Annotated in this window: 18 protein-coding genes and 2 tRNA genes; 4 read left to right on the top strand and 16 right to left on the bottom strand. The window is 30.0% G+C overall.

Annotated features, from left to right (window positions below; genetic code table 11):
- Positions 1-95: 95 nt before the first annotated feature.
- From Q0714_RS09845 to Q0714_RS09800, 10 genes are all read right to left on the bottom strand, one after another.
- Positions 96-929, bottom strand: coding sequence for a DUF4382 domain-containing protein (locus Q0714_RS09845; protein WP_298264576.1), 834 nt, complete (start codon positions 927-929; stop codon positions 96-98).
- A 159-nt stretch (positions 930-1088) separates the two neighbouring features.
- Positions 1089-1166 (bottom strand) — tRNA-Val (locus Q0714_RS09840).
- Positions 1167-1261: 95 nt separating this feature from the next.
- Positions 1262-1339, bottom strand: a tRNA-Val gene (locus Q0714_RS09835).
- Positions 1340-1488: 149 nt separating this feature from the next.
- Positions 1489-2292, bottom strand: a complete 804-nt coding sequence (locus tag Q0714_RS09830) for a hypothetical protein (RefSeq protein WP_298264575.1) — start codon at positions 2290-2292, stop codon at positions 1489-1491.
- A gap of 296 nt (positions 2293-2588) precedes the next feature.
- On the bottom strand, positions 2589-3806 hold the full coding sequence (locus Q0714_RS09825) for a folylpolyglutamate synthase/dihydrofolate synthase family protein (RefSeq protein WP_298264574.1): 1218 nt from the start codon (positions 3804-3806) through the stop codon (positions 2589-2591).
- 6 nt (positions 3807-3812) lie between these two features.
- The gene (locus Q0714_RS09820; protein WP_298264572.1) at positions 3813-4706 is read right to left on the bottom strand and encodes an energy transducer TonB; all 894 of its coding nucleotides are present in this window, start codon (positions 4704-4706) and stop codon (positions 3813-3815) included.
- Positions 4707-4712: 6 nt separating this feature from the next.
- The gene (locus Q0714_RS09815) at positions 4713-5105 is read right to left on the bottom strand and encodes a biopolymer transporter ExbD (RefSeq protein ID WP_298264571.1); all 393 of its coding nucleotides are present in this window, start codon (positions 5103-5105) and stop codon (positions 4713-4715) included.
- Position 5106: 1 nt separating this feature from the next.
- Positions 5107-5799: a MotA/TolQ/ExbB proton channel family protein gene (locus tag Q0714_RS09810; RefSeq protein WP_298264569.1), complete on the bottom strand. Its 693-nt coding sequence runs from the start codon at positions 5797-5799 to the stop codon at positions 5107-5109.
- A gap of 102 nt (positions 5800-5901) precedes the next feature.
- A complete protein-coding gene (nhaD, locus tag Q0714_RS09805; RefSeq protein WP_298264568.1) occupies positions 5902-7272 on the bottom strand; it encodes a sodium:proton antiporter NhaD in 1371 nt (456 codons plus the stop codon).
- Positions 7273-7282: 10 nt separating this feature from the next.
- Positions 7283-8515, bottom strand: coding sequence for a Glu/Leu/Phe/Val dehydrogenase dimerization domain-containing protein (locus tag Q0714_RS09800; protein WP_298264567.1), 1233 nt, complete (start codon positions 8513-8515; stop codon positions 7283-7285).
- 349 nt (positions 8516-8864) lie between these two features.
- Between Q0714_RS09800 and Q0714_RS09795 the strand changes: the two genes are divergently transcribed.
- Positions 8865-10004: an acyl-CoA dehydrogenase gene (locus Q0714_RS09795; protein ID WP_298264566.1), complete on the top strand. Its 1140-nt coding sequence runs from the start codon at positions 8865-8867 to the stop codon at positions 10002-10004.
- A gap of 68 nt (positions 10005-10072) precedes the next feature.
- Here Q0714_RS09795 and Q0714_RS09790 read toward each other — a convergent pair whose 3' ends face one another.
- Together Q0714_RS09790 and Q0714_RS09785 are read right to left on the bottom strand one after the other, a co-directional pair.
- The gene (locus tag Q0714_RS09790; protein WP_298264565.1) at positions 10073-11086 is read right to left on the bottom strand and encodes a thioredoxin-like domain-containing protein; all 1014 of its coding nucleotides are present in this window, start codon (positions 11084-11086) and stop codon (positions 10073-10075) included.
- 14 nt (positions 11087-11100) lie between these two features.
- Positions 11101-12474 (bottom strand): TlpA disulfide reductase family protein, encoded by a 1374-nt coding sequence (locus tag Q0714_RS09785; RefSeq protein ID WP_298264564.1) that lies wholly within the window; start codon positions 12472-12474, stop codon positions 11101-11103.
- Positions 12475-12609: 135 nt separating this feature from the next.
- Between Q0714_RS09785 and hutH the strand changes: the two genes are divergently transcribed.
- The gene (gene hutH, locus Q0714_RS09780) at positions 12610-14118 is read left to right on the top strand and encodes a histidine ammonia-lyase (RefSeq protein WP_298264563.1); all 1509 of its coding nucleotides are present in this window, start codon (positions 12610-12612) and stop codon (positions 14116-14118) included.
- A 457-nt stretch (positions 14119-14575) separates the two neighbouring features.
- On the opposite strand, the gene Q0714_RS09775 is transcribed toward hutH, so the two are convergent.
- On the bottom strand, positions 14576-14896 hold the full coding sequence (locus Q0714_RS09775; RefSeq protein ID WP_298264562.1) for a DUF962 domain-containing protein: 321 nt from the start codon (positions 14894-14896) through the stop codon (positions 14576-14578).
- Positions 14897-14964: 68 nt separating this feature from the next.
- Between Q0714_RS09775 and Q0714_RS09770 the strand changes: the two genes are divergently transcribed.
- The gene (locus tag Q0714_RS09770; protein WP_298264560.1) at positions 14965-15447 is read left to right on the top strand and encodes a YciI family protein; all 483 of its coding nucleotides are present in this window, start codon (positions 14965-14967) and stop codon (positions 15445-15447) included.
- A gap of 49 nt (positions 15448-15496) precedes the next feature.
- Here Q0714_RS09770 and Q0714_RS09765 read toward each other — a convergent pair whose 3' ends face one another.
- On the bottom strand, positions 15497-17296 hold the full coding sequence (locus Q0714_RS09765) for a TonB-dependent receptor (protein ID WP_298264559.1): 1800 nt from the start codon (positions 17294-17296) through the stop codon (positions 15497-15499).
- Between the two features lie 66 nt (positions 17297-17362).
- Between Q0714_RS09765 and Q0714_RS09760 the strand changes: the two genes are divergently transcribed.
- Positions 17363-18862 carry a PLP-dependent aminotransferase family protein gene (locus tag Q0714_RS09760; protein ID WP_298264558.1) on the top strand — a complete coding sequence of 500 codons (1500 nt, stop codon included), beginning with the start codon at positions 17363-17365 and terminating at the stop codon, positions 18860-18862.
- Between the two features lie 36 nt (positions 18863-18898).
- Here the strand turns inward: Q0714_RS09760 and Q0714_RS09755 are convergent, their stop codons facing one another.
- Both Q0714_RS09755 and rpoC read right to left on the bottom strand, forming a co-directional pair.
- Positions 18899-19213, bottom strand: a complete 315-nt coding sequence (locus Q0714_RS09755; RefSeq protein WP_298264556.1) for a DUF3467 domain-containing protein — start codon at positions 19211-19213, stop codon at positions 18899-18901.
- A gap of 2 nt (positions 19214-19215) precedes the next feature.
- Entirely contained in the window at positions 19216-23490 is a 4275-nt protein-coding gene (gene rpoC / locus Q0714_RS09750; RefSeq protein ID WP_298264555.1) for a DNA-directed RNA polymerase subunit beta', read from the bottom strand.
- Positions 23491-23515 lie beyond the last annotated feature (25 nt).

The following is a 23515-nucleotide window of genomic DNA, read 5'->3' as shown; positions in this document are numbered from 1 at the left end:
TGGAATTTTAAAACGGATTAAATAAATATAATTTGACAACCTATAAAAAAAGCTTCTAATTTGGAAGCTTTTTTTATAGGTTAATTGTTCATCAATTATTCTATAATTTTTAACTCTAGAACACCTAAATCGGTTATTACTCCAACTTCAACACTAATATTATTTAATTCGATGGTTTCAAATCCTTCTCTTTCAATTTTTAAATTATAAATATCATTTCCACTAGGAATACCTTGGAATAAAAATTTACCTTCTTCGTTAGTAATAGTGGTCCATTCATTCACCCCATCGGTAAGTAATACTGAAATATCTTGTTGATCAATTTCATCATTATCAACAACTTGGATAACACTTCCTGAAATAGCTCCTGAATTGACTTCAGTATTTACTTTTATCACAGGCTTTAAATTATATTTATTTGAACTACCTGCAGCTACAATAGATTTTTGTACATCCCAATCTAAAATAAATGTATAAGAAAAACCTGCCTCTAACTCAGTATCAATATTTAATTTTAATCCAGATTGCATTGCACTAGGCGTATCTAAATGAACTACATTCTCATTGCCGTCTATTACAAGAGTATTATTTTCTCCTAAAACTAATCGTATTTGTTTTAGCATTCCAGCAGGCATAATTTGATCTGTTAATAGTAGACTATTTCCAGCTATTAATTTAGTAAGATCAACCATTAATGGATACGTTTTCCCTTCAGATAATTCAAAACTTTTCCAGCCACCTTCATTCTCAGAGTCATTAAATAAAATATCTACTATTTCAATATTCACTTCTAAGTAATCTCCAGGAGCATCAATTAATTTTAACTGTACTCTAGCTGTATCATTATTTACGGTATTATTGCTACAACTTTGTAATCCAACTAGAGAGATGAACAAACCTAAAATTAAATAAATTTTTCTCGATAACATATTTTATAGTTTTAATTAATTAAAATTAGCTTCCCCTTTATTAAAAAACGAAAAATTAACAAAATTGTTTTATAGACTTAAATATACTTTATGTAAAGTAAATGGTAAAAGAATATAAAAAGAAATAAAAAAAGCTTCCAAATTGGAAGCTTTAAATTTTGGTGGGCAATGAGGGATTCGAACCCCCGACCCCCTCGGTGTAAACGAGGTGCTCTGAACCAACTGAGCTAATTGCCCTAAGCGGATGCAAATATATAATCTATTTTTAACTTAGCAAAGATTTTTTAATAAAAGAAATAAAAAAAGCTTCCAAATTTGGAAGCTTTAAACTTTGGTGGGCAATGAGGGATTCGAACCCCCGACCCCCTCGGTGTAAACGAGGTGCTCTGAACCAACTGAGCTAATTGCCCTAAGCGGATGCAAATATATAATCTATTTTTAATTTGACCAACATTTTGATAGCAAAAAAATGAATTAACATGAATGTTTTTTTAAATCAAAAACAACTAAAAAAAAACTCCAAACCAAAAGGCTTGGAGTCAACATCTTATCATCAATTTTATTTATGAAGTTCTGGAACATTTTGGTAAATATAATCTCCATGTCCTGAAAATATTTTACTATACTTATCAAAAAATTCTTTTCTTTTATCCTTATCAGCCCAATAGGCTTCAATTAATTTATTATTTTCTTTAAAGGAATTCTCAATGTCAGCAAAATTATCAAATACAAAAACTTCAATAGCATCTTTACTATTTGCCCCCCATAAATGACGATGGGTATAATATCCTTTTATTAAGCTATTTTTATTGGTAATGTTTTCAAAATACTCTTTAAACCCTGCACCTCCTCCATTTCCTAATTGATTTTTTTTAACATAAAAAATCAAAGGCTTATCTGAAGGTTCATGAAATTTTGAAAAAGGTAATGATCTATAAATCTCATCACTATGCATATCTTCATAATAACTTGACTGCTTTTTAAAAAACTTATCTCTTTCGTCTTTATCTGGCCAGCCTTCTTCAATTAATTTATTGGTAACGTCGTTTGCTTTTTCAATATCATCCCAATTCTTATAAACTGACACCAACAATACTTCTGTATCATCTGGTGTAAAATAATGGAAGTAAAAACCTGAACCAATAATTAAATCGTTTTTACTAGTAACTTTTTCATAATACTCTGTTTCTGTCTTCAACCAATCTGAAAAATCCACTGTAGGGTCAGAACTTCTATGCATAGTTGTAACCGTTAAATAAACAGGTTTATTTTCTTCTTTTGGTTCTTCCTGTCCATAGGTTTTAGTAGTAAATAAAAATACAAACACTACTAATACAAGCAATAATTTTTTAATTGTTTTCATGATATATAAAATTTAGTTAGTAATCAAAAACAATTTATTATTCAAAAAAATAATAAACCTATTAGAGGTTAACATCATTAAGCTTGAGGTTAAAAGTATTTAAAAATGGAAAGGAGTGGTTAAAAAATTAATCCATTAAATGAGGTTCAATTTGTTATCTTATTAAAAAGATTTAAAAATATTGAATTACGATATCAATATTTTTTTGATATTTCGATTACTAATATAATAATATTTTTGGAATAAAAAAATTATATTATCAAAATAAAGACAATATAAATAAAATAAAAACAAAATCACACAACTTCTGCAACTACAAATGTACTACCTCCTACAAATATCAAATCATTGGTATTTGCCATTTTTAATGCTGAATCATAAGCATCTTGAACAGAATTATATACATTACCAATTAAATTAAATTGTTTACAAATATTTTTCAACTCTTCAGCATCTAAACCTCTAGGGATATTGGGTTTACAAAAGTAATATATTGCTTTTTGAGGAAACATCGGAAGAATTTCTTTAAGCTCTTTATCATTTACAACTCCGAAAACAATGTGTAGGTTATTGAAATTCTCTTGTTGTAATTGTTTTAAAACATAGGTTAACCCTTCTTTATTATGTCCAGTATCACAAATTACTTTTGGTTGCTCATTTAATATTTGCCAACGCCCCAGTAATGAGGTGTTATTTACCACATTTAATAAACCTATTTTTAAGTTTTGCTTAGAAATTTTATAGCCTAAGTTTGTTAAAACTTTTATAGTTTGTACAACCGTTTTTAAATTATTTTGTTGGTAAGTACCTTTTAAATCTGTTTGTATATTTGAAACATTTAACTTGGATGCTAAATATAGCGGAGCACACTTTTCGTTGGCTATTTTTTCAAAAACAGGAAATACTTCTTTCTGAAATTCACCTATAACAACAGGAGTATTAGATTTAATAATACCCGCTTTTTCAAAGGCTATTTCGGGTAAGGTTTCTCCCAAAAATTGCGTATGATCATAACCTATATTTGTGATAACAGAAACTACAGGAGTAATAATATTTGTTGAATCTAACCTTCCTCCTAGTCCAACTTCTATAATTGCAATATCTACATGGTGCTTTGCAAAATGATTAAAAGCCATTCCAACGGTCATTTCAAAAAAGGAAAGCTGATTTTTCAATAAAAAATGTTGGTTATTTCCAATAAAATCAACTACTTCATTTTTTTTAATTTCAATACCATTAATTTTAATTCGCTCTCTAAAATCTTTTAAATGAGGCGAGGTATACAAACCTACTTTATACCCAGCTTCTTGCAAAACAGACGCCAGCATATGACTGGTTGATCCTTTACCATTTGTTCCTGCAACATGTATAGTTTTAATTTTTTTTTCTGGAAAGTTTAAATGTTTAGAAAGTGCTAAACTATTGGTTAAATCTTTTTTAAAAGCTGTTTTACCTTGCCTTTGATACATTGGCAATTGAGAAAACATCCAATTTAGAGTATCGTTATAGTTCATTAAAAATTATTGAGATAATGAAAATCTGTATTTTATAGTTCCTATTTGTTTAGAAGGTGCGTTAGCGTCTGGTTGCCATCTAGTTTTCAATGCTGCTTCTTTAGCTTGTGTCAATAAACAAGCTGCTGTATTTGTAGAACCCTTAACACCTGCCGTGGCCTTAATTACTCTTCCATTAGTATCAACTTCAATTCTAACAACTACCAATCCTTCTTCATTACAAATATAATTAGGCTTTGGTCTACTTAAAGGCTTTCTATTTCCTAATTGATAGTCTCCGTTACCACCACCTCCACCATTTCCGTAGTAGCCACTTGCATTAGGGTCACCAGTTATTTTACCTTTATCACCAGCCTGATTATCATTCCCTTCTCCTCCAGTTGCTGTACCTTCAGAATTATTAATCCCTCCTATTAAAGCATCTAATTTTTTTCGTTTTGCTTCTTCTTCAGCTTTTTGTTTTGCTATAGCTGCTTGTTTTTCTCTTTCAATTCTTTCTTTTTCTAACTGCGCTTTTTTAGCTTCCTCTTCAGCTTTTCTTTTTTGCTCTTGTGCTTTTTTAATAGCTATAGCCTCTTCATTATTTTGAGTAGCAACTTCTTCAGAAATATCAGTTGTTTGCTTAGAGGTCTCAGGTTCTGAAACTTTTTGTACTTCTTTAACTTCTTCTTGATTTTTTTCTACCTCCTGTTGCTCATTAACAACTGATTTAATAGGTTTTTTAGGTTGAATATTACCGCTTCCAACATTAGAAGTTCCAAAATTTACGGCAATACCATATTCTTCTGGTGGATCTAAATATTTCATCCCAACAAAAAAAAGTGCTACCAACAACAAGCTCATAATTACAGTTGTGATTGCTGCTGATTTACGTTTGTATTTTGTGTCTAATAAACTCAATTTACGTTATTTTGGTCGTACTGCTAATATTACTTTAAACCTATTTCTATTTGCTATATCCATTATTTTCACAGCCTTTTCTATAGGAACTCCTTCTTCAGCTCTTAAAACAATTGTTGGACTTTCTTTACCTGCTAATAAAGACAATAAATCTTGCTCTAAACTAGCTTCACTCACTTTAGAGTTATTAATATAATATGCTAAATTTTTAGTAATACTAACCGAAACTGATTTTCTATTTTCTGTTTTACCACTTGCTTTTGGCAATAAAATATCTAAAGCACTTGTAGTCACTAAAGTAGAAGTTATCATAAAAAATATCAGCAACAGAAATACAATATCCGTCATAGACGACATATTGAAATTAGGATTAATTTTATTTCTACCTCTAATATCCATATTAAATAGGTTCGTTTAACAAATCTAAAAACTCTACAGATTTTGCTTCCATTTCATAAACAACTTTATTTGTTCTAACCACTAAATGATTGTATTGTATGTATGAAATAATACCTACAATTAATCCTGCAACAGTGGTAGTCATGGCTGTATACAATCCATCAGACAGCATTTTTATATCTATTTGCCCACCAGCATTTGCAATTTCATGAATTGCAACTATCATTCCAATAACCGTTCCTAAAAAGCCAATCATAGGTGCAGCTCCTGCTATAGTTGCCAGTACTGGAACATTTTTTTCTAATTTATAAATTTCTAATCTCCCAGCGTTTTCAATGGCTGTATTAATATCTTCTAAAGGTTTTCCTATTCTAGAGATTCCTTTTTCAATTAAACGTGAAGCTGGAGATTTTGTTTGTGCACATAAAATTTTAGCAGCATCTAATTTGCCATGAGACACATGATCTCTAATTTGATTCATAAAATTACTATCCGTTTTTGAAGCTGCTTTTATAGCAAAAAAACGTTCAAAATAAATATACAGGGCAACAGCAAGTAATACAATTAAAATGGCAATAATTATTTGACCTCCTATGCCTCCATCTATTATTAAATTATAAATTGATAGCGTTTTTTCTTCAGAAACATTCTCCGTTAAAGGGTCTGTTACATCTTGTAAAATAGTTAATAACATAAATTAATTTTTAATTACTTTCTTAAACGAAATTAGATGATATAAATTGTGGCTTATTATTTTAATATAAAAACCCCAAGTACAAACTTGGGGTTAAATTATTTAAAAATTTCTTAAAAACATAAAAGCCAAAGCCCCAACAACAAAACCTACTGCCGCTAACCAAGCTATATTTTTAAAATACCAGAAGAAATTGATTTTTTCCATTCCCATTGCCACTACTCCAGCTGCAGAACCAATTATTAGCATACTTCCTCCAGTACCTGCAGAATAGGCTACAAAATGCCATAAATGACTATCTATAGGCTCTTGAAACATTCCCATACTAGCAGCCACTAATGGCACATTATCTACCACTGCAGACCCAATACCTAATAACATAATTACCACATCTGTATTTGGAATAATTGTTTTTAAATGTTCAGCTCCAATAAATAACATACCTAATGATTCTAATGCTGCTACAGCCATTAATATTCCAAAGAAAAACAAAACACTTGGCATTTCAATTTTTGATAAAGACTTATGCACTGGACTATGAAACCCTTGTGAATCATCCCCATCAATATCAACTATATGAGAAATATTAAATTCGGATCTACTATAAATTTCAGCAAAAATTCCAACCACTGCTAAAGATAACATCATACCTACATAAGGAGGTAAATGTGTTACTGTTTTAAAAATTGGAACAAAAATAATTGCTGACAAACCTAAATACAACATGGTAGCTCCGTGTTTACTTTTATTGTTTGAGTCCTGATCATCTACAGAATCTACTTCAATATTCCCTTTAAACGGTTTCATAAATGAAGCTATTAATACAGGAACCACTACACATAATATTGATGGAATTATTAAATACTCAATAAGTTTAGCTGAAGTAACTTTTTTGCCTATCCAAAGCATAGTGGTGGTAACATCTCCAATTGGCGACCAAGCACCTCCAGCATTAGCTGCAATTATTATCAAACTGGCAAACCAAAGTCGAGTATTTTTATCATTAATAATTTTTTGAAGAATTGTTATTAAAACAATTGTAGCTGTTAAATTATCAATAATTGCCGATAATATAAATGCTAAGCTCGCAAAAATCCATAATAACTTTTTCTTATTTTTTGTTTTAATATAGTTTTTAAACGTTGCAAAGCCATCAAAATAATCTATAATTTCAACTATAGTCATTGCACCCAACAAGAAAAATAAAATTTCAGCTGTTTTTCCCAAGTGATGCAGAAGCGTTTCTTCTAATAAATGATGTTTTTCTTCACTTGTAAAACTCGCAAACCCTTCAATTAATTGATGACCTGCAGAATCAAACCAATTTATAAAATCATCTATTCCAAAGGCAACAATTGCCCATAGAATAGCCATCATACCTAGTGCTGGTATTAGTTTATCTAATTTTAAATTATGTTCTAAAGTTATTGCTAAATAACCTAAGATAAAAATGATAATTATTAACGCTTCCATTTATTATTATTTAAATTAATTGTCTTAACGCGATTTCAAACGCAGTTTTACAAATTTCTTTTTTATTGGTATTTTTTTGATAAGTTTTTTCTAATGCTTTTTTAATAGTATTTGAAGTATCTCCAAATATAGCACTATCTTTCATTGGCAACTCAACTTTAGACTCCATTAAATAAGCAAATACTCTTGCTATTCCACAATTTGATATAAAATCTGGCAATAAACTAACTTGACTATCTGTATATTCCATAATTGGTCCAAAGAAAATTTCTTTATCCGCAAAAGGAACATTTGCACCTGGAGAAATAACCTCTAAATTAGATTGTATCATTTGAGTTATTTGATCTTTAGTAACCAACCTTGATGCAGCAGCCGGAATAAAAATTTCAGCAGGTATAGACCAAATTTCCTGATTTATCTCATCAAAAGGAATTAAGTTTTCGGCACGTAATTTATTTCCATCTTTTTGAAGAAACAAAGTGGTCATTTCATCTAAGGTAAAACCTTCCTCTTTAATTAAACCTCCAACCCTATCTATAATACCTACAACTTTAGCTCCGAGCTGAGTTAAATAATATGCAGCAGCTGAGCCAACATTTCCAAACCCTTGAACTATAGCTCTTTTTCCTTTAATAGAGCCTCCATAAATGTTATAATAGTGTTTTACAGCTTCAGCAACTCCATATCCAGTTAACATGTCAGCTACTGTATATTTTCTAGACAAATCAGGTGAAAATCGCTTATCTTCAATCACTTTTATCACTCCATGTCTTAATTGACCAATTCTATTAATTTTCTCTGCCTCAGTTGGCTTAAAATGACCGTTAAAAACTCCTTCTTGCGGATGCCAAACACCACAATCTTCAGTCATAGGAATTACATCATGAATTTCATCTACATTCAAATCTCCACCTGTTCCATAGTAATGTTTGAGCAATGGAGTAACTGCCTGATACCATCTTCTTAAAACATCATTTTTTCTTGGATCATTTGGATCAAAATTAATTCCTGACTTTGCACCTCCTATTGCTGGTCCTGAGACTGTAAATTTCACTTCCATAGTTTTTGCTAAGGAAAGTACTTCATTCATATCCAATCCCTTACGCATTCTGGTTCCTCCTCCTGCAGCACCACCTCTTAATGAATTTATAACTGTCCAACCTTCTGCTTCTGTTTCTGGATCATTCCAATAAAAAACAATTTCTGGTTGCTTATTTTCGTATTTTTTTAGTAATTCTTTCATTTTAATTTTAAATAATAATTTTAGATTAACGACTTAACTTTAATATATACAGGTAATTAACTCATAAAAAACTCCTCCCAAAGGAGGTTACATTTGTGTCATAGTTATCAGTTTAAAATTATTATTTTAATGCTTGTAAAGTAAAAACAAATATAACAAAACTTATGAGCTTTTAAGGAAGATTTTATCTAATCTAAACGCTTTTAAAACAAGCATTATTTTTTACTTACAATTAATTTCATTTTTTCATTAGGAATCTAAGTAACAATTTACACATATAATAAATTTTCACTAAGAAATCTCTTATATTTGAAAAAAAAATAATCAATTATTATAAATAGTATTAAATATGGATTTTAATTTAACTGAAGAACAAATTATGATACGGGATGCAGCTCGTGATTTTGCTCAAAATGAGTTATTACCAGGAGTTATTGAACGAGATGAAAAACAACAGTTCCCTGCTGAACAAATTAAACAAATGGGTGAACTAGGATTTTTAGGAATGATGGTTGACCCAAAATACGGAGGAAGTGGATTAGATACGGTATCTTACGTATTAGCAATGGAAGAAATTTCTAAAGTAGATGCTTCCGCTTCGGTTGTAATGTCAGTAAACAACTCTTTAGTTTGTTGGGGACTCGAAACGTTTGGAACAGAAGAACAAAAACAAAAATATTTAGTACCACTTGCTAAAGGTGAAATTATTGGTGCTTTTTGTTTAAGTGAACCTGAAGCTGGTTCTGATGCAACTTCACAAAAAACCACAGCAATAGATAAAGGCGACCATTATTTATTAAATGGAACCAAAAACTGGATAACAAATGGTAACAACGCTAGCGTTTATCTTGTAATTGCACAGACCGACGCTGAAAAAGGACACAAAGGAATTAATGCCTTAATTGTTGAAAAAAACATGGAAGGTTTTGTTGTTGGTCCTAAAGAAAATAAACTAGGAATTCGTGGATCTGATACACATTCATTGATGTTTACTGACGTAAAAGTTCCAAAAGAAAATAGAATTAGTGAAGATGGTTTTGGATTTAAATTTGCAATGAAAACATTAGCTGGAGGAAGAATTGGGATTGCTTCTCAAGCATTAGGAATTGCATCAGGAGCCTATGAGCTAGCTTTAAAATACTCTAAAGAAAGAAAGGCTTTCGGAAAAGAAATTAGCAAACATCAAGCCATTGCTTTTAAATTAGCAGATATGGCTACTCAAATTGAAGCAGCAAGGCATTTATGTATCAAAGCTGCTTGGGATAAAGATCAACATCTAAATTATGATTTAAGCGGTGCAATGGCAAAATTATATGCTGCGGAAATGGCTATGCAAGTTACTGTAGAAGCTGTACAAATCCATGGTGGATATGGATTTGTAAAAGAATATCATGTAGAACGTTTGATGCGAGATGCTAAAATTACTCAAATTTATGAAGGAACTTCTGAAATTCAGAAAATTGTAATTTCTAGAGCAGTTTTAAGTTAATTAAAATACCAACCCATAAAAAAAGCGCTGAATACAACCAGCGCTTTTTTTTATAATTTTTAAAAATTTTAAATTCCTAATTCTGTAAAAAGATCTTTTAAATTTGGACTTGATGGTCTTGGAGCATCCGCTTGAACAATTTTACCGTCAGGGTCTATTAAAATAAATCTTGGTATAGCGTTTATTCCATATTCAGCAATAAATTTAGATTCAAAATTATTATCAGCATATAGTTGAATTCCTCCTAACTCTTCATCTTTCACCATTTGTTTCCAAGTTTCATAAGCATCTTGCTTATCTACAGAAATACTCACAAATTCAATATTCTTTCCATGATATTGTTTTTCTAAAGATTTTAAATGAGGGATTTCAGCTTTACAAGGTGCACACCAAGTTGCCCAAACATCTATATACACATATTTCCCTTTTAAATCGTCTAAAGAAGTAGTTCCTCCTGCAAAATTTTCATAATTCTCAAATTTTGGTGATATCTTACCTTTACCTAAACGAGCCATACTCTCGTGCATTCTTTCATAATTAGATTCAATATATCCAAAAAACATTTGATCATTTCTATCATCCATTTTTACAATAATAGAGTCTAAGTTAGGTGCATTATCTTTGTATTCTTTAAGCAACGTTTTTGCTTCTGATAATCTTGCCTCAAATTGTTCTTTATCTAATTGAAAATATGAATTTGGATTTGCAAAATCACTGGTATAGAACGAACGCTTATTTTCAATAAAATTATTTGTTACAGATCCTTCACCTTTAAATATTACTCCATTTGAGAATTTTTCGCCTTTAAATTCTATATCTAAGTTATATCCATTTTTTAAAAATAGGGTAACTCTATCATTCCCATTAGAAATGGCAAAAACACCTTCTTCAACCTTTAAAGTGTCAGAAAAACTACCATCTTTATTTACAATTACATCTTTTGAATAATTTTTTCCTTGAATTGTAAACTTATCCAAATTAGAGATTTTAACTTTTCCTTCAATTTTAGCATAGTCTTTTACCTCTTCTTTACCACAAGAAATGGCAATGAAAACAGCTAAAATTCCAATTATATTTCTCATTTTAAAATATCTTATTAGATGTTAAGTTCGTTAAATAAGCTAATTAATTTTGGACTTGATGGTCTTGGTGCGTTTGAACTTACTATATTTCCTTCAGTATCAATTAAAATAAAACGAGGAATTCCTTTAATTAAATAATCTTTAACAAATTGAGAATTCCAATCGTTATCAGCAAACAACTGTACACCTTTCAATTCCTTTTCTTCAACCATAGTTTTCCATTTATCATGATCTGCTGCTTTATCAATTGAAATACTTACAAATTCAATATTTTTGTCGTGGTATTTTGCCTCTACTTCTTTTAAATACGGTATTTCAGCTTTACAAGGTCCACACCAAGTTGCCCAAACATCAACATAAACAAATTTTCCTTTTAAGTCATCTAAAGATGTTGTGCCTCCAGCATAATTTTCATAGTTTTCAAATTTAGGAGATGGCTGACCTTTAGCAACTACTTTAAGTTTGTTATAAGTTTCTGTAATTTCTTTTTTGTTATCTTCATTTGTTGAAGCATTAATAAAAGCAGTATAATACTCTTCTAAGTTTTCAGTATAAGTTATTCCATATTTAGCGTTTTCAAAAAGTAAGCTATTTTTTATGGTTTCACCTTGAATTTGAGCTGCTGTTTTTAAAAATGCCAAGTCTGCGTCTATAGAATCTTTTTCAGCTAATTTTGAAGCTTGCTTAAAATAATGACTAGAAACTAAATTTTTATAATCAGAAGAAAATAAAAAATCTTCTTCATTAGAATAATCCATCCCATCTAACTCAGCTAAAAATCCTTCAGAAACTTTAAATTCAGGTTTTTTTGCAAAATGAGCATGATATCTTTCATAGATATTGATACTTTTTAAATATCCATAATTTATATTACGTTGTTCTTTTGATTTAAATTCTTCAGAAATACCTTCAGTAGAAGTTAAAAGATTGTTTAAAGCTGTTTTAATTTCATTAAATTTAGCTTTGTATTCATCTTCTTCAAGTTCATAAACTCCCATACCTTCTCCCATTATTTCTTTCTCTGTCTTACTTTTAGCTTGCAAATAGTTACTTATTTCAGAACCTTCACCTGTAAAAGCTAGAGTGTTCTTAAAATCGTTTGCATCATAAGCTACATTAACATTAAAACCTTCACTTAAATAAACTGGTGTTGCATTTTTTCCATCATACAACATATAAGTACCTGCTTTTAAAGTTAACGTATCAACAAAACTACCATCTTCAGCAATTTCAATTGTTTCTTTAAAAGATCTATCCATACTATTTACAGTAAACTCTCCTGGTAATTTATTTGTGATTTTTCCAGTTAAAACTGCATATTTAATTGGAGCTTCGTTTTTACATGAAACTATTGCAACTGCTGCAATAAGTAACCATATTTTTTTCATAATTAGTTATGTATTTTATTAATAATTTCCCAAAGATAAAATTTATTATTCAATAAAATTAATCCTAAATTACTTTAACAATTAATTTGCATATATTGATAGTATTGTGGAATTTTGATAACTCAAAAATTTCATATGGACAACATACATTTTATAAATGCTAAAAGAATAGATTTCACAATTTTAAGTGATATAATTTATAACGAAAAAAAAATAAAACTATCTAAAGAAGCCATTGATAAAATTGAAAAATGCAGGAATTATTTAGATTCTAAAATAAAACAAGATTCTTCACCTATTTATGGTATTAATACTGGATTTGGCTCATTGTGTAATGTAAAAATTAGCAGTGATAATTTACGTCAACTACAAGAAAATTTAGTGATGAGTCATGCTTGTGGCACTGGAGAAGAAGTTCCTCAAAGCATTGTAAAGTTAATGCTATTTTTAAAAATTCAATCTTTGAGCTACGGACATTCAGGTGTTCAATTAGAAACTGTTGAACGTTTAGTTGATTTTTACAATAACAATATTATTCCTGTTGTATATACCCAAGGTTCATTAGGAGCTTCAGGAGACCTTGCACCTTTAGCACATTTATCGTTACCCTTAATTGGTAAAGGTGAAGTTTATTACAACAACCAACGAATTAGTGGCGAGGATATTTTGAAAAAATTTGGTTGGGATAGTATTCAATTAAAATCTAAAGAAGGGCTAGCTTTATTGAACGGAACCCAATTTATGAGTGCTTATGGAATTCATTTAATTTTGAAATCTTATAAATTATCGTACCTAGCAGACTTAATTGGGACACTTTCATTAGAAGGATTTGATGGGAGAAATTCTCCATTTAATGAGCTCATTCATTTTATTAGACCTCATAATGGTCAAATAAATACCGCTGAGCGTATTAACGAGTTTTTAGAAGGTAGTGAGTTGATAAATCAACCTAAAGAACATGTACAAGATCCATATTCATTTAGATGCATGCCTCAAGTACATGGTGCAAGTAAAGATGCTCTTTCCTATTGTAAAAAGATTTTTTTAACTGAAATTAATTCCGTTACTGATAATCCAAATATTTTTGTTGATGCAGATGAAATTATTTCTGGAGGTAATTTCCACGGACAAACTTTGGCATTAGCGTTTGACTTTTTAGGTATTGCTATGGCTGAATTAGGAAATATTTCTGAAAGAAGAACTTTTCAATTAGTTTCAGGATTAAGAGGTTTACCTCCATTTTTAGTAAAAAATCCTGGCCTTAATAGTGGTTTTATGATTCCACAATATACAGCAGCCAGTATAGTTAGCCAAAATAAACAACTGGCAACACCTTCATCTATAGACTCTATAGTTTCTAGTAATGGTCAAGAAGACCATGTAAGTATGGGAGCTAATGGAGCAACTAAAACAAAACGAATTGTTGATAATTTAGAAACAATTTTAGCTATTGAATTATTAAATGCTTCACAGGCTTTACATTTTAGACAGCCTTTAAAAAGTTCTCCTTTTTTAGAAACATTTTTAGCAATGTATAGAACCGATGTTCCTTTTGTAGAAAATGATAAAGTATTAAGTGATGAAATTAAAAAAACTGTTTCTTTTATAACTAACTTAGCTATTGATATTGAAGAACTTTTTTAATTTTAAAATACACTAAAATTTGAACCATAAAAAAAGCGGTAGGTTTGCCTACCGCTCTTAATTCAAACAATTTACAATGTATTTTTTTCTATTCTTATATTCCGAATCTTCTTTTATTATTCCAGGTTAAACTTTTCGTATTTTTAAAATCAACATTTATTGACCTTCTTTTTGAGTCTTGGCTTTTTACTTTTTTGATAATTTTCATATCAGCTTCTTTTAGTAGTTAATTATGGTACAAAAATACGATAACTTTAAATTTTGGACAAGATAAATATTAAATATTTATCATTATTTTAACTATTTTTCAAGTATATGTTAAAATAACATCAACGAAAACGTTTGAAATTTAACATATTTGTAATTTAATTAAAAATAACAATTAAAAATATGTTAATAAGTCTTTAAGATTTAGATATACAAATTGTCGAAATAATTTTAAACAATTACAAAAAGATTAATCTTTTGATGAATCCAAAGATAATTTTCCAGTTACAATATCAAAATACATTTTAAAATCTGATCTTAAACTCCAAAGAGGATATTGAAATGTAGCTGGCTTATTTTTTTCGAAAAAGAAATGCCCTACCCAAGCAAAACCATAACCAGCAATAGGTACAAAAAACCATAATATAGGTTCATTATGGTAAACTGCAGTAATGGCTAGTGCAATAACAATTGTAGTTCCAACCACATGCAATAACCTACAAACTTTATGACTATGTTGCTTTAAATAAAACGGATAAAACTCTTCGAAGGATTTGATATTTTCTTTCATTTTGTATTAAAAAAATCAATTTACAAATAATTATTATATTTTAGTTATAACTTTATAAAACCTTCATTATGAAAACTATTTTATATATAACTTTAATTTCGTTAGTGGCTTTGTCATGTACAAATACTGATAAAAAACCATCCGATAACAGCCCTAAGAATAATTCTAACTTTAATGAAACATTAGCAAAAAAATTAGGGGCTGATACTTATGGTATGAAAACTTATGTAATTGCTTTTTTAAAAAAAGGGCCTAGCCGGTTTAAAGACTCTATAACTTCTGCTAAGTTACAAAGAGCTCATTTAGACAATATCATAAAATTGGCTGAAGAAGGTACATTGGTTTTAGCAGGACCATTTCTAGAAGAAGGAGAATTAAGGGGAATTTATATTTTTGATGTTAAAACTATTGAAGAAGCCAAAAAATTGACCGAAACGGATCCTGCAATACAAGCTGGTTCACTAAAAATGGACTTAAAACTATGGTACGGTTCAGCCGCATTACTTCAAATAAATGATATTCATCAAAAAATTGCTAAAATTAAAATATAAAAAAAGCTGTTTAAAATTTCAAACAGCTTTTTTATTATTTAGGAAGTACCTAGTAAATTTTATAATTTAAACCGAGCATTATATTTCCTTTTGGCATAGGTACTATATTTGTTTCGGTATATGCTGTATTAAAAATATTATTTGCTGCCAATGAAAGTTGAAATCCGTTTTTTAAACTAGCTAAAACTTTTGCATCAACCACATTATAACTTGTTCCATCAGTTCTTTCTACATATCTATATGAAATATTTTGACTAAATATCGTATTAAATTTGGTATCTAAACTTGATGTAAACTGATGTTTAATGCTATTTAAAGAATACCGAGTATATTCAATATTACTATCTCTAATATCATCATCAATAAAACTATATCCAATAGTTAATGTTTGGGTGTAATTTGCTAAATTAAATTTATATAATACAGCCGTTTCTATACCTTTTGTTACAACTTTACTAAAATTTCTAGTTTCCCATTTATCAGCTTCATTATCCTTAGTCCAATCAATTAAGTCATCTGATTTTCTATGAAACAGAGCTATATCTAAATTAAATTTCCCGCTAGTGTATTTAAACCCAATTTCTTTAGATAGGGCTGATTCAGGTTTTAAATTTGGATTTCCTAATGTTGTTGGTCCAACATAATATAAATCTGTATAAGTAGGAGTTCTATAAGTATATCCTATATTTCCATACAATTTAAAAAAGTCAGAAATTCTATATCCTAAATCCAAACCTGGAAAAGCTTTTGTGTCAAAATCAGAATAAGAGCTAATGGCAATCCCTGGAGCAATATCAAAATTATTAACTTCAAAACGATGCTCTAAAAACCCAGTTACAATTGTTCTGTTATGGTTTCCTAAGTTATTACTAACCAAAAATATTCTTGAAACATCAATACCAATTCCAGTTTTACCTAATGAAGAATTAATTACCATATTTGTTTCAGCTCCAACTTTATTAGAAATGTGAAGATTTCTATATGCTGGGGGATTATGACGTAAAAACAAATACATATCCTGATTTCTTCTCCAATATAAACGAGGTTTAATAGTTACATTACCCGAATTATATGTTGCTCCTAAAGCTATTAAACTTGTTTGAGTTTCTTCATATTGATCTTTATAATTTGGGTTTGCATAAAATCCGTTTGCACCAAACTTACGCTGCGTAAATGATGCTAACAAATTATAATTTTTAACATCAGATTTTAAAAAAGCAGCTACATTTTCAAAATCTGTATTAAATCTATACCCATCAGACTCCTGATAACCAACAGAGGCTAATATTCCACCATTATCAAAAGTTTGACTAAAGGTTGCTCCTCCTTTTTTATTTTCATAAGAACCATACCCTAAATCTACTTTTAATGAGTTGCTATGAATTTTTTTAGTCACAATATTGATTGCTCCAGTAAATGCATTTTGACCATAAATACGAGCTGCTGGTCCTTTAATAATTTCAATTCTTTCAATATTATCTAAAGCTAAAATTGCATTCATTGAATGGTGACCTGTTTGTGGATCATCCATTTTTACCCCATCAATTAAAACTAGTGTTTGATCAAAGTTTCCTCCTCTAATATAAAGGTCAGATTGCATACCATCAACACCTCTTCTTCTAATATCTATTCCTATAATATTTTGTAATAAATCAGCAACATTTGAAGCTGGTGAATTTTGAATCTGTTCTGAAGTAATTAGGTTAATTGTTCTTGATTCTTTTGAAAAAGGCAATGCAATTCTATTAGAAGTAATTTGTACTTCCTTTAACTTAATTGTGTCATTTTGTGCATATACCGAGGCACAAGTACATAATAAAATGTATATTAATTTAATCGAAATTTTCATAAATAATGATTTAAAACGCAGCAAAATTAGTAACTTTCCGGACGATTAAAATAGTCCAGATTCAAAATGATAGATAGTCCGGTTAACACTCTTTTTAGACAGTTAATTAATTTAGATAAATCTAAATCACAACCTCTATATCTTCAGGTATCTGGACAAGTTGTAAACGCTATTCAGCGTGGTTATTTAACCAAGGGCACTAGGCTACCAGGAACTCGTGTATTAAGTCAATTATTAAAGGTTCACAGAAATACTGCTGTTGCAATCTATGAAGAATTAGCCTCTCAAGGTTGGGTAGAAATTATTCCAAATAAAGGCACATTTGTTTTAGAACCAGAACAAAAAACAGCAAAGATAAAAGCAACTTCTCAAAAAATAAATGAAGCATATATCTATGCTAAAACCACAGGTTTCCCTTTTCAACAGTCATTTCATTTAGCTTCAACAGTTGAATATACAAACGCTAAATATACTATTAATGATGGTAAACCTGATATACGTTTACATCCTGTACATCAATTTACAAGATGGTACAGTGCTGCTATGAAACGAAAAACGTTAATAAATAAATGGAACAAATCAAACGATTTTTTCAACTCTTCATTTCAAACTCAACTATGCAATTACTTAAATGCAACTAGAGGCTTTCATATAAGTCCAAATAACTTAATAAATACACGTAGTATAGAAATGAGTTTATACGTAATCTCACAACTTTTAATAAAACAAAACGATGTTGTATTAGTAGGGCAATTAAGTAATTATGCTTCAAATATGATCTTTCAACAAACAGGTGCAAGTATAAAAACAATCCCTGTAGATAATGAAGGCATAGATGTTGAGTACATTAAAAAGCATTTTGTAAAAAATAGTATTAGATGTATATATATATGTTCCCATAGAGATTATCCAACAGTAGTAACTTTAAGTGCAGAACGCCGTTTAAAATTACTACAACTTGCTAAAGAATACGGATTTGCTATTATTGAAGATGATTATGATTACGATTTTCAGTTTGAAGGTTCAGCAATGTTACCTATGGCAAGTGCTGACGCCAACGGTATGGTTATTTATTTAGGAAAATTTGGGCAATCCTTATTTCCAAGTTTTCAAACTGGGTTTGTAATAGCACCTGAAAATTTAATTTCAGAAGCTAAGAATTATTTAGAGTTACTTGATAAACAAGGTGATTTAATACAAGAACAAATGCTATCAGAATTAATTAATGAAGGTGAAATTTACCGGCTTACTAAAAAGAATATTGTTATCTATAAAAAAAGACGTGATTTAATATGTAATCTTTTAACTAAATATTTTTTTGAAACAATACAATGGAAAATTCCTTCAGGTGGATTGGCCATTTGGTTACGATTTCATCCTAAAATTTCGCTAGTAAAACTATCCAAAGAAGCTGAAAAAGATGATTTATTTTTGCCAAAAACAATTCTTTATCAAGATAAAAATACTTGTGCTATTCGTTTTGGTTTTGGACATTTAGACGAAAATGAAATTGAACTTGTGATTAAAAAATTAAAAAAAGCTTATGATAAAGTAATTTTAAACTAAAAAAATCCCGAACAAATGTTCGGGATTTTTTTAGTTTTATGCTTCACCTGTTGGTCCAAAATTCATTGGAATTGGAGGCTGTTCATAGTCTTTTATTTCTCCGTGATTATTTTCAAACCTTTTCACGTTCTCTGCCAAAGCTTTTACCAAACGTTTAGCATGTTGAGGAGTTAAAATTATTCTCGATTTTACTTTAGCTTTAGGTTGCCCTGGCATTACACTTATAAAATCTACAATAAATTCTGAAACCGAATGATTAATAATGGCTAAGTTCGCATAGGTTCCTTCAGCAGTTTTATCATCCAATTCAATATTAATTTGTCCTTCGTTTTTAGGTTTTTGATCACTCATAATTAAAAGTTTGAATCCATTTCTTCTTTAGACCCTACAATAATATTATCATATTGTCTCATTCCTGTACCTGCAGGTATACGTTTACCTACAATTACATTTTCTTTCAATCCTTCTAAGTCATCCACTTTACCACTTACAGCAGCTTCGTTTAAAACTTTGGTTGTTTCTTGGAATGATGCTGCAGAAATAAATGATTTAGTTTGAAGCGATGCTCTTGTAATACCTTGCAGTATTTGTTCTGCAGTTGCAGGTTGTGCATCTCTAGCTTCAACTAAAGCTTTATCTTCTCTACGTAAAACAGAATTTTCATCACGTAATTGACGAGGTGTAATAATTTGTCCTTCTTTTAAGTTTTCAGAATCTCCTGCATTTTCAACTACTTTCATTCCATAAATTTCGTCATTTTCTTCAATAAAGTCATTTTTATGAACTAATTGATTTTCTAAGAACAATGTATCTCCAGAATCAATAATTCTAACTTTACGCATCATTTGACGTACAACAACTTCAAAGTGTTTGTCGTTAATTTTTACCCCTTGTAAACGGTACACCTCTTGAATTTCATTTACTAAATATTCTTGAACCGCTGCTGGACCTTCAATATTTAATATATCATTAGGTGTGATTGCTCCTTCTGAAAGTGGCATACCCGCTTTGATAAAGTCATTCTCTTGAACTAAAATTTGATTAGAAAGTTTAATTAAATACTTCTTAATTTCTCCTAATTTAGATTCAACTATTATTTCACGGTTACCTCTCTTAATTTTTCCAAAAGTAACAACACCGTCAATTTCAGAAACCACAGCAGGATTAGATGGGTTACGTGCTTCAAATAACTCAGTAACTCTTGGTAAACCACCCGTAATATCACCTGCTTTACCAGATTTACGTGGAATTTTTACAATTATTTTACCTGAAGGTATTTTATCTCCATCTTCAACAATTAAATGAGCTCCAACAGGTAAATTATAAGATCTAATCACATTATCATTATCATCCTTAACTAATAAAGTAGGAATTAATTTTTTATTTTTAGATTCAGTAATTACCATTTCTTGGAAACCAGTTTGTTCATCAATTTCCACAAGGTAGTTTACACCTTTTTCAATATTCTCAAACTCAATAATTCCTGCAAATTCAGAAACAATTACACCATTAAATGGATCCCATTTACAAATTACATCATTTTTCTTAAGCTTTTGACCATCAGTGATATAGATAAATGAACCATAAGGTATATTATTAGTACTTAATGTTAATCCAGATTTTTCATCAACTAATTTAACTTCTGAAGTTCTAGAAATAACAATATCTACCTCGTTTCCATCTGAATCAATACTTTTTACAGTTCTTAAATCTTCAATTACCGCTTTTCCAGCAAATTTAGATGTTAATGTGTTTTCTTCAGAAATATTTCCTGCAACCCCACCAACGTGGAAAGTTCTTAAGGTTAACTGAGTACCAGGTTCTCCAATAGATTGTGCTGCAATTACACCAACAGCTTCTCCAATTTGAACCATATTTCTGGTTGATAAACTTTGACCATAACACTTAGAGCAAATTCCTTTTTTAGCTTCACAAGTTAATGCAGAACGAACTTCAACACTATCTACTGCTGAATTTTCAATTCTCTTAGCAATCTCAGTAGAAATTTCTTGTCCTGATTTTACTAATACTTCTTCTGTAATTGGATCAATAACATCATGAAGTGATACACGTCCTGAAATTCTTTCGCTTAGTGTTTCAACAATTTCATCATTCTTTTTAAGTGGTTGTACATTTAACCCTCTTAAAGTACCACAATCAAACTCATTTACAATAACATCTTGTGAAACATCAACTAAACGACGTGTTAAGTAACCTGCATCGGCTGTTTTTAAAGCCGTATCTGCTAAACCTTTACGAGCACCGTGAGTAGAAATAAAGTATTCTAAAATTGATAAACCTTCTTTAAAGTTTGATAAAATTGGGTTTTCAATAATTTCTCCACCTCCTGCTGTCGATTTTTTAGGTTTTGCCATTAAACCACGCATACCTGTTAACTGGCGAATTTGTTCTTTAGAACCCCTTGCACCAGAATCTAACATCATATACACCGAGTTAAATCCTTGTTTGTCTTCACGTAATCGCTTCATAGAAAGTTCTGTTAAACGATTGTTTGTAGAACCCCAAATATCAATAACCTGATTGTAACGTTCTTTATTAGTTAACATACCCATGTTATAGTTAGCAATAATATGGTCAACTTGGTCGTTAGCATCAGCTATCATTTTGTGTTTTTCTGGTGGAATAATAATATCACCTAAACTAAATGATAATCCTCCTTGGAATGCAAATTTATATCCCATCCCTTTCATATCATCTAAGAATTTTCCTGTTGTAGGAACATCAGTCACTTTTAAAATTTGACCAATAATATCTCTTAATGATTTTTTATTCAATACCTCATTTACATAACCTGCTGATTCTGGAACTACTTCGTTAAATAAAACTCTACCCACAGTAGTTTCAATAATTTGATCAACTAACTCTCCATTTTCATTAAAGTCTTTAGTTCTAACTTTAACACAAGCATTTAAATCAACAGCTTTTTCGTTAAAAGCAATGGTTACTTCTTCAGGAGAATAGAAAGTTAACCCTTCTCCTTTTACAGGAGCTTCAGGAGTTGATTTTCTTTCTTTTGTCATATAATATAAACCTAATACCATATCCTGTGAAGGCACTGTAATAGGTGCTCCATTAGCTGGGTTTAGTATATTATGTGATGCTAGCATTAGTAACTGACATTCTAAAATAGCTTCAGGTCCTAATGGTAAGTGAACTGCCATTTGGTCACCGTCAAAATCGGCATTAAAAGCTGTACATACCAATGGATGTAGCTGAATTGCTTTTCCTTCAATTAATTTAGGTTGGAATGCTTGAATACCTAATCTGTGTAAGGTAGGAGCACGGTTTAACATTACAGGATGTCCTTTTAAAACATTCTCTAAAATATCCCATACTACTGGTTCTCTTTTATCTATAATTTTTTTTGCAGATTTTACTGTTTTAACAATTCCTCTTTCAATTAATTTTCTAATTACAAAAGGTTTGTATAATTCAGCTGCCATATCTTTTGGCAATCCGCATTCGTATAACTTTAACTCTGGTCCAACAACAATTACTGAACGTGCAGAATAATCAACACGTTTCCCTAACAAGTTTTGACGGAAACGTCCTTGTTTACCTTTTAAGGAATCAGATAGTGATTTTAAAGGTCTGTTAGACTCTGTTTTTACAGCTGATGATTTACGAGTGTTATCAAATAATGAATCTACAGATTCTTGTAACATACGTTTTTCATTACGTAAAATTACTTCTGGAGCTTTGATTTCAACCAATCTTTTTAAACGATTGTTACGAATAATAACTCTTCGGTATAAATCATTTAAATCTGAAGTTGCAAAACGTCCTCCATCTAATGGTACTAATGGACGTAATTCTGGAGGAGTTACCGGAATTACTTTCATTATCATCCATTCTGGACGGTTCTCTCTGTTTTTATTAGCATCTCTAAATGATTCTACAACATTTAGTCTTTTTAAAGCTTCAGTTTTACGTTGTTTTGAAGTTTCTGTATTTGCTTTATGACGTAATTCATAAGATAATTGATCTAAATCAATTCTATTAAATAAGTCAATTAAACATTCTGCTCCCATTTTAGCGATAAACTTTTCAGGATCGCTGTCATCTAAATATTGATTTTCAATAGGGAATGTTTCAAGAATATCTAGATATTCTTCTTCTGTAAGGAAATCCATTTTTTGCAATGGTTCTCCGTCAGCATTTTTAGCACCAGCTGGCTGAATTACTACATATCTTTCGTAGTAAATAATCATATCTAACTTTTTAGATGGCAATCCTAAAAGGTATCCCATTTTGTTAGGTAATGATTTAAAATACCAAATATGAGCTACTGGAACTACTAAATTAATATGTCCTACTCTATCTCTACGAACTTTTTTCTCTGTTACTTCAACACCACATCGGTCACAAACTATCCCTTTATAACGAATTCTTTTGTACTTTCCACAAGCACATTCAAAATCTTTTATAGGTCCAAAAATTCTCTCACAAAATAATCCATCTCGTTCTGGTTTATGAGTTCGGTAGTTAATAGTTTCAGGTTTTAAAACTTCTCCGTTTGATTTCTCTAGAATTGCTTCTGGAGACGATAAACCAATCGAAATTTTATTAAATTTTTTTACAGTGTATTTATCGGTTTTTCTTGCCATAATAATATTGATGGATTCGAATTTA

This window comes from uncultured Lutibacter sp. (genome assembly GCF_947493565.1).
Classification (GTDB): Bacteria; Bacteroidota; Bacteroidia; order Flavobacteriales; family Flavobacteriaceae; genus Lutibacter; species Lutibacter aestuarii.
This window is presented reverse-complemented; position numbering and strand designations above follow the sequence as displayed.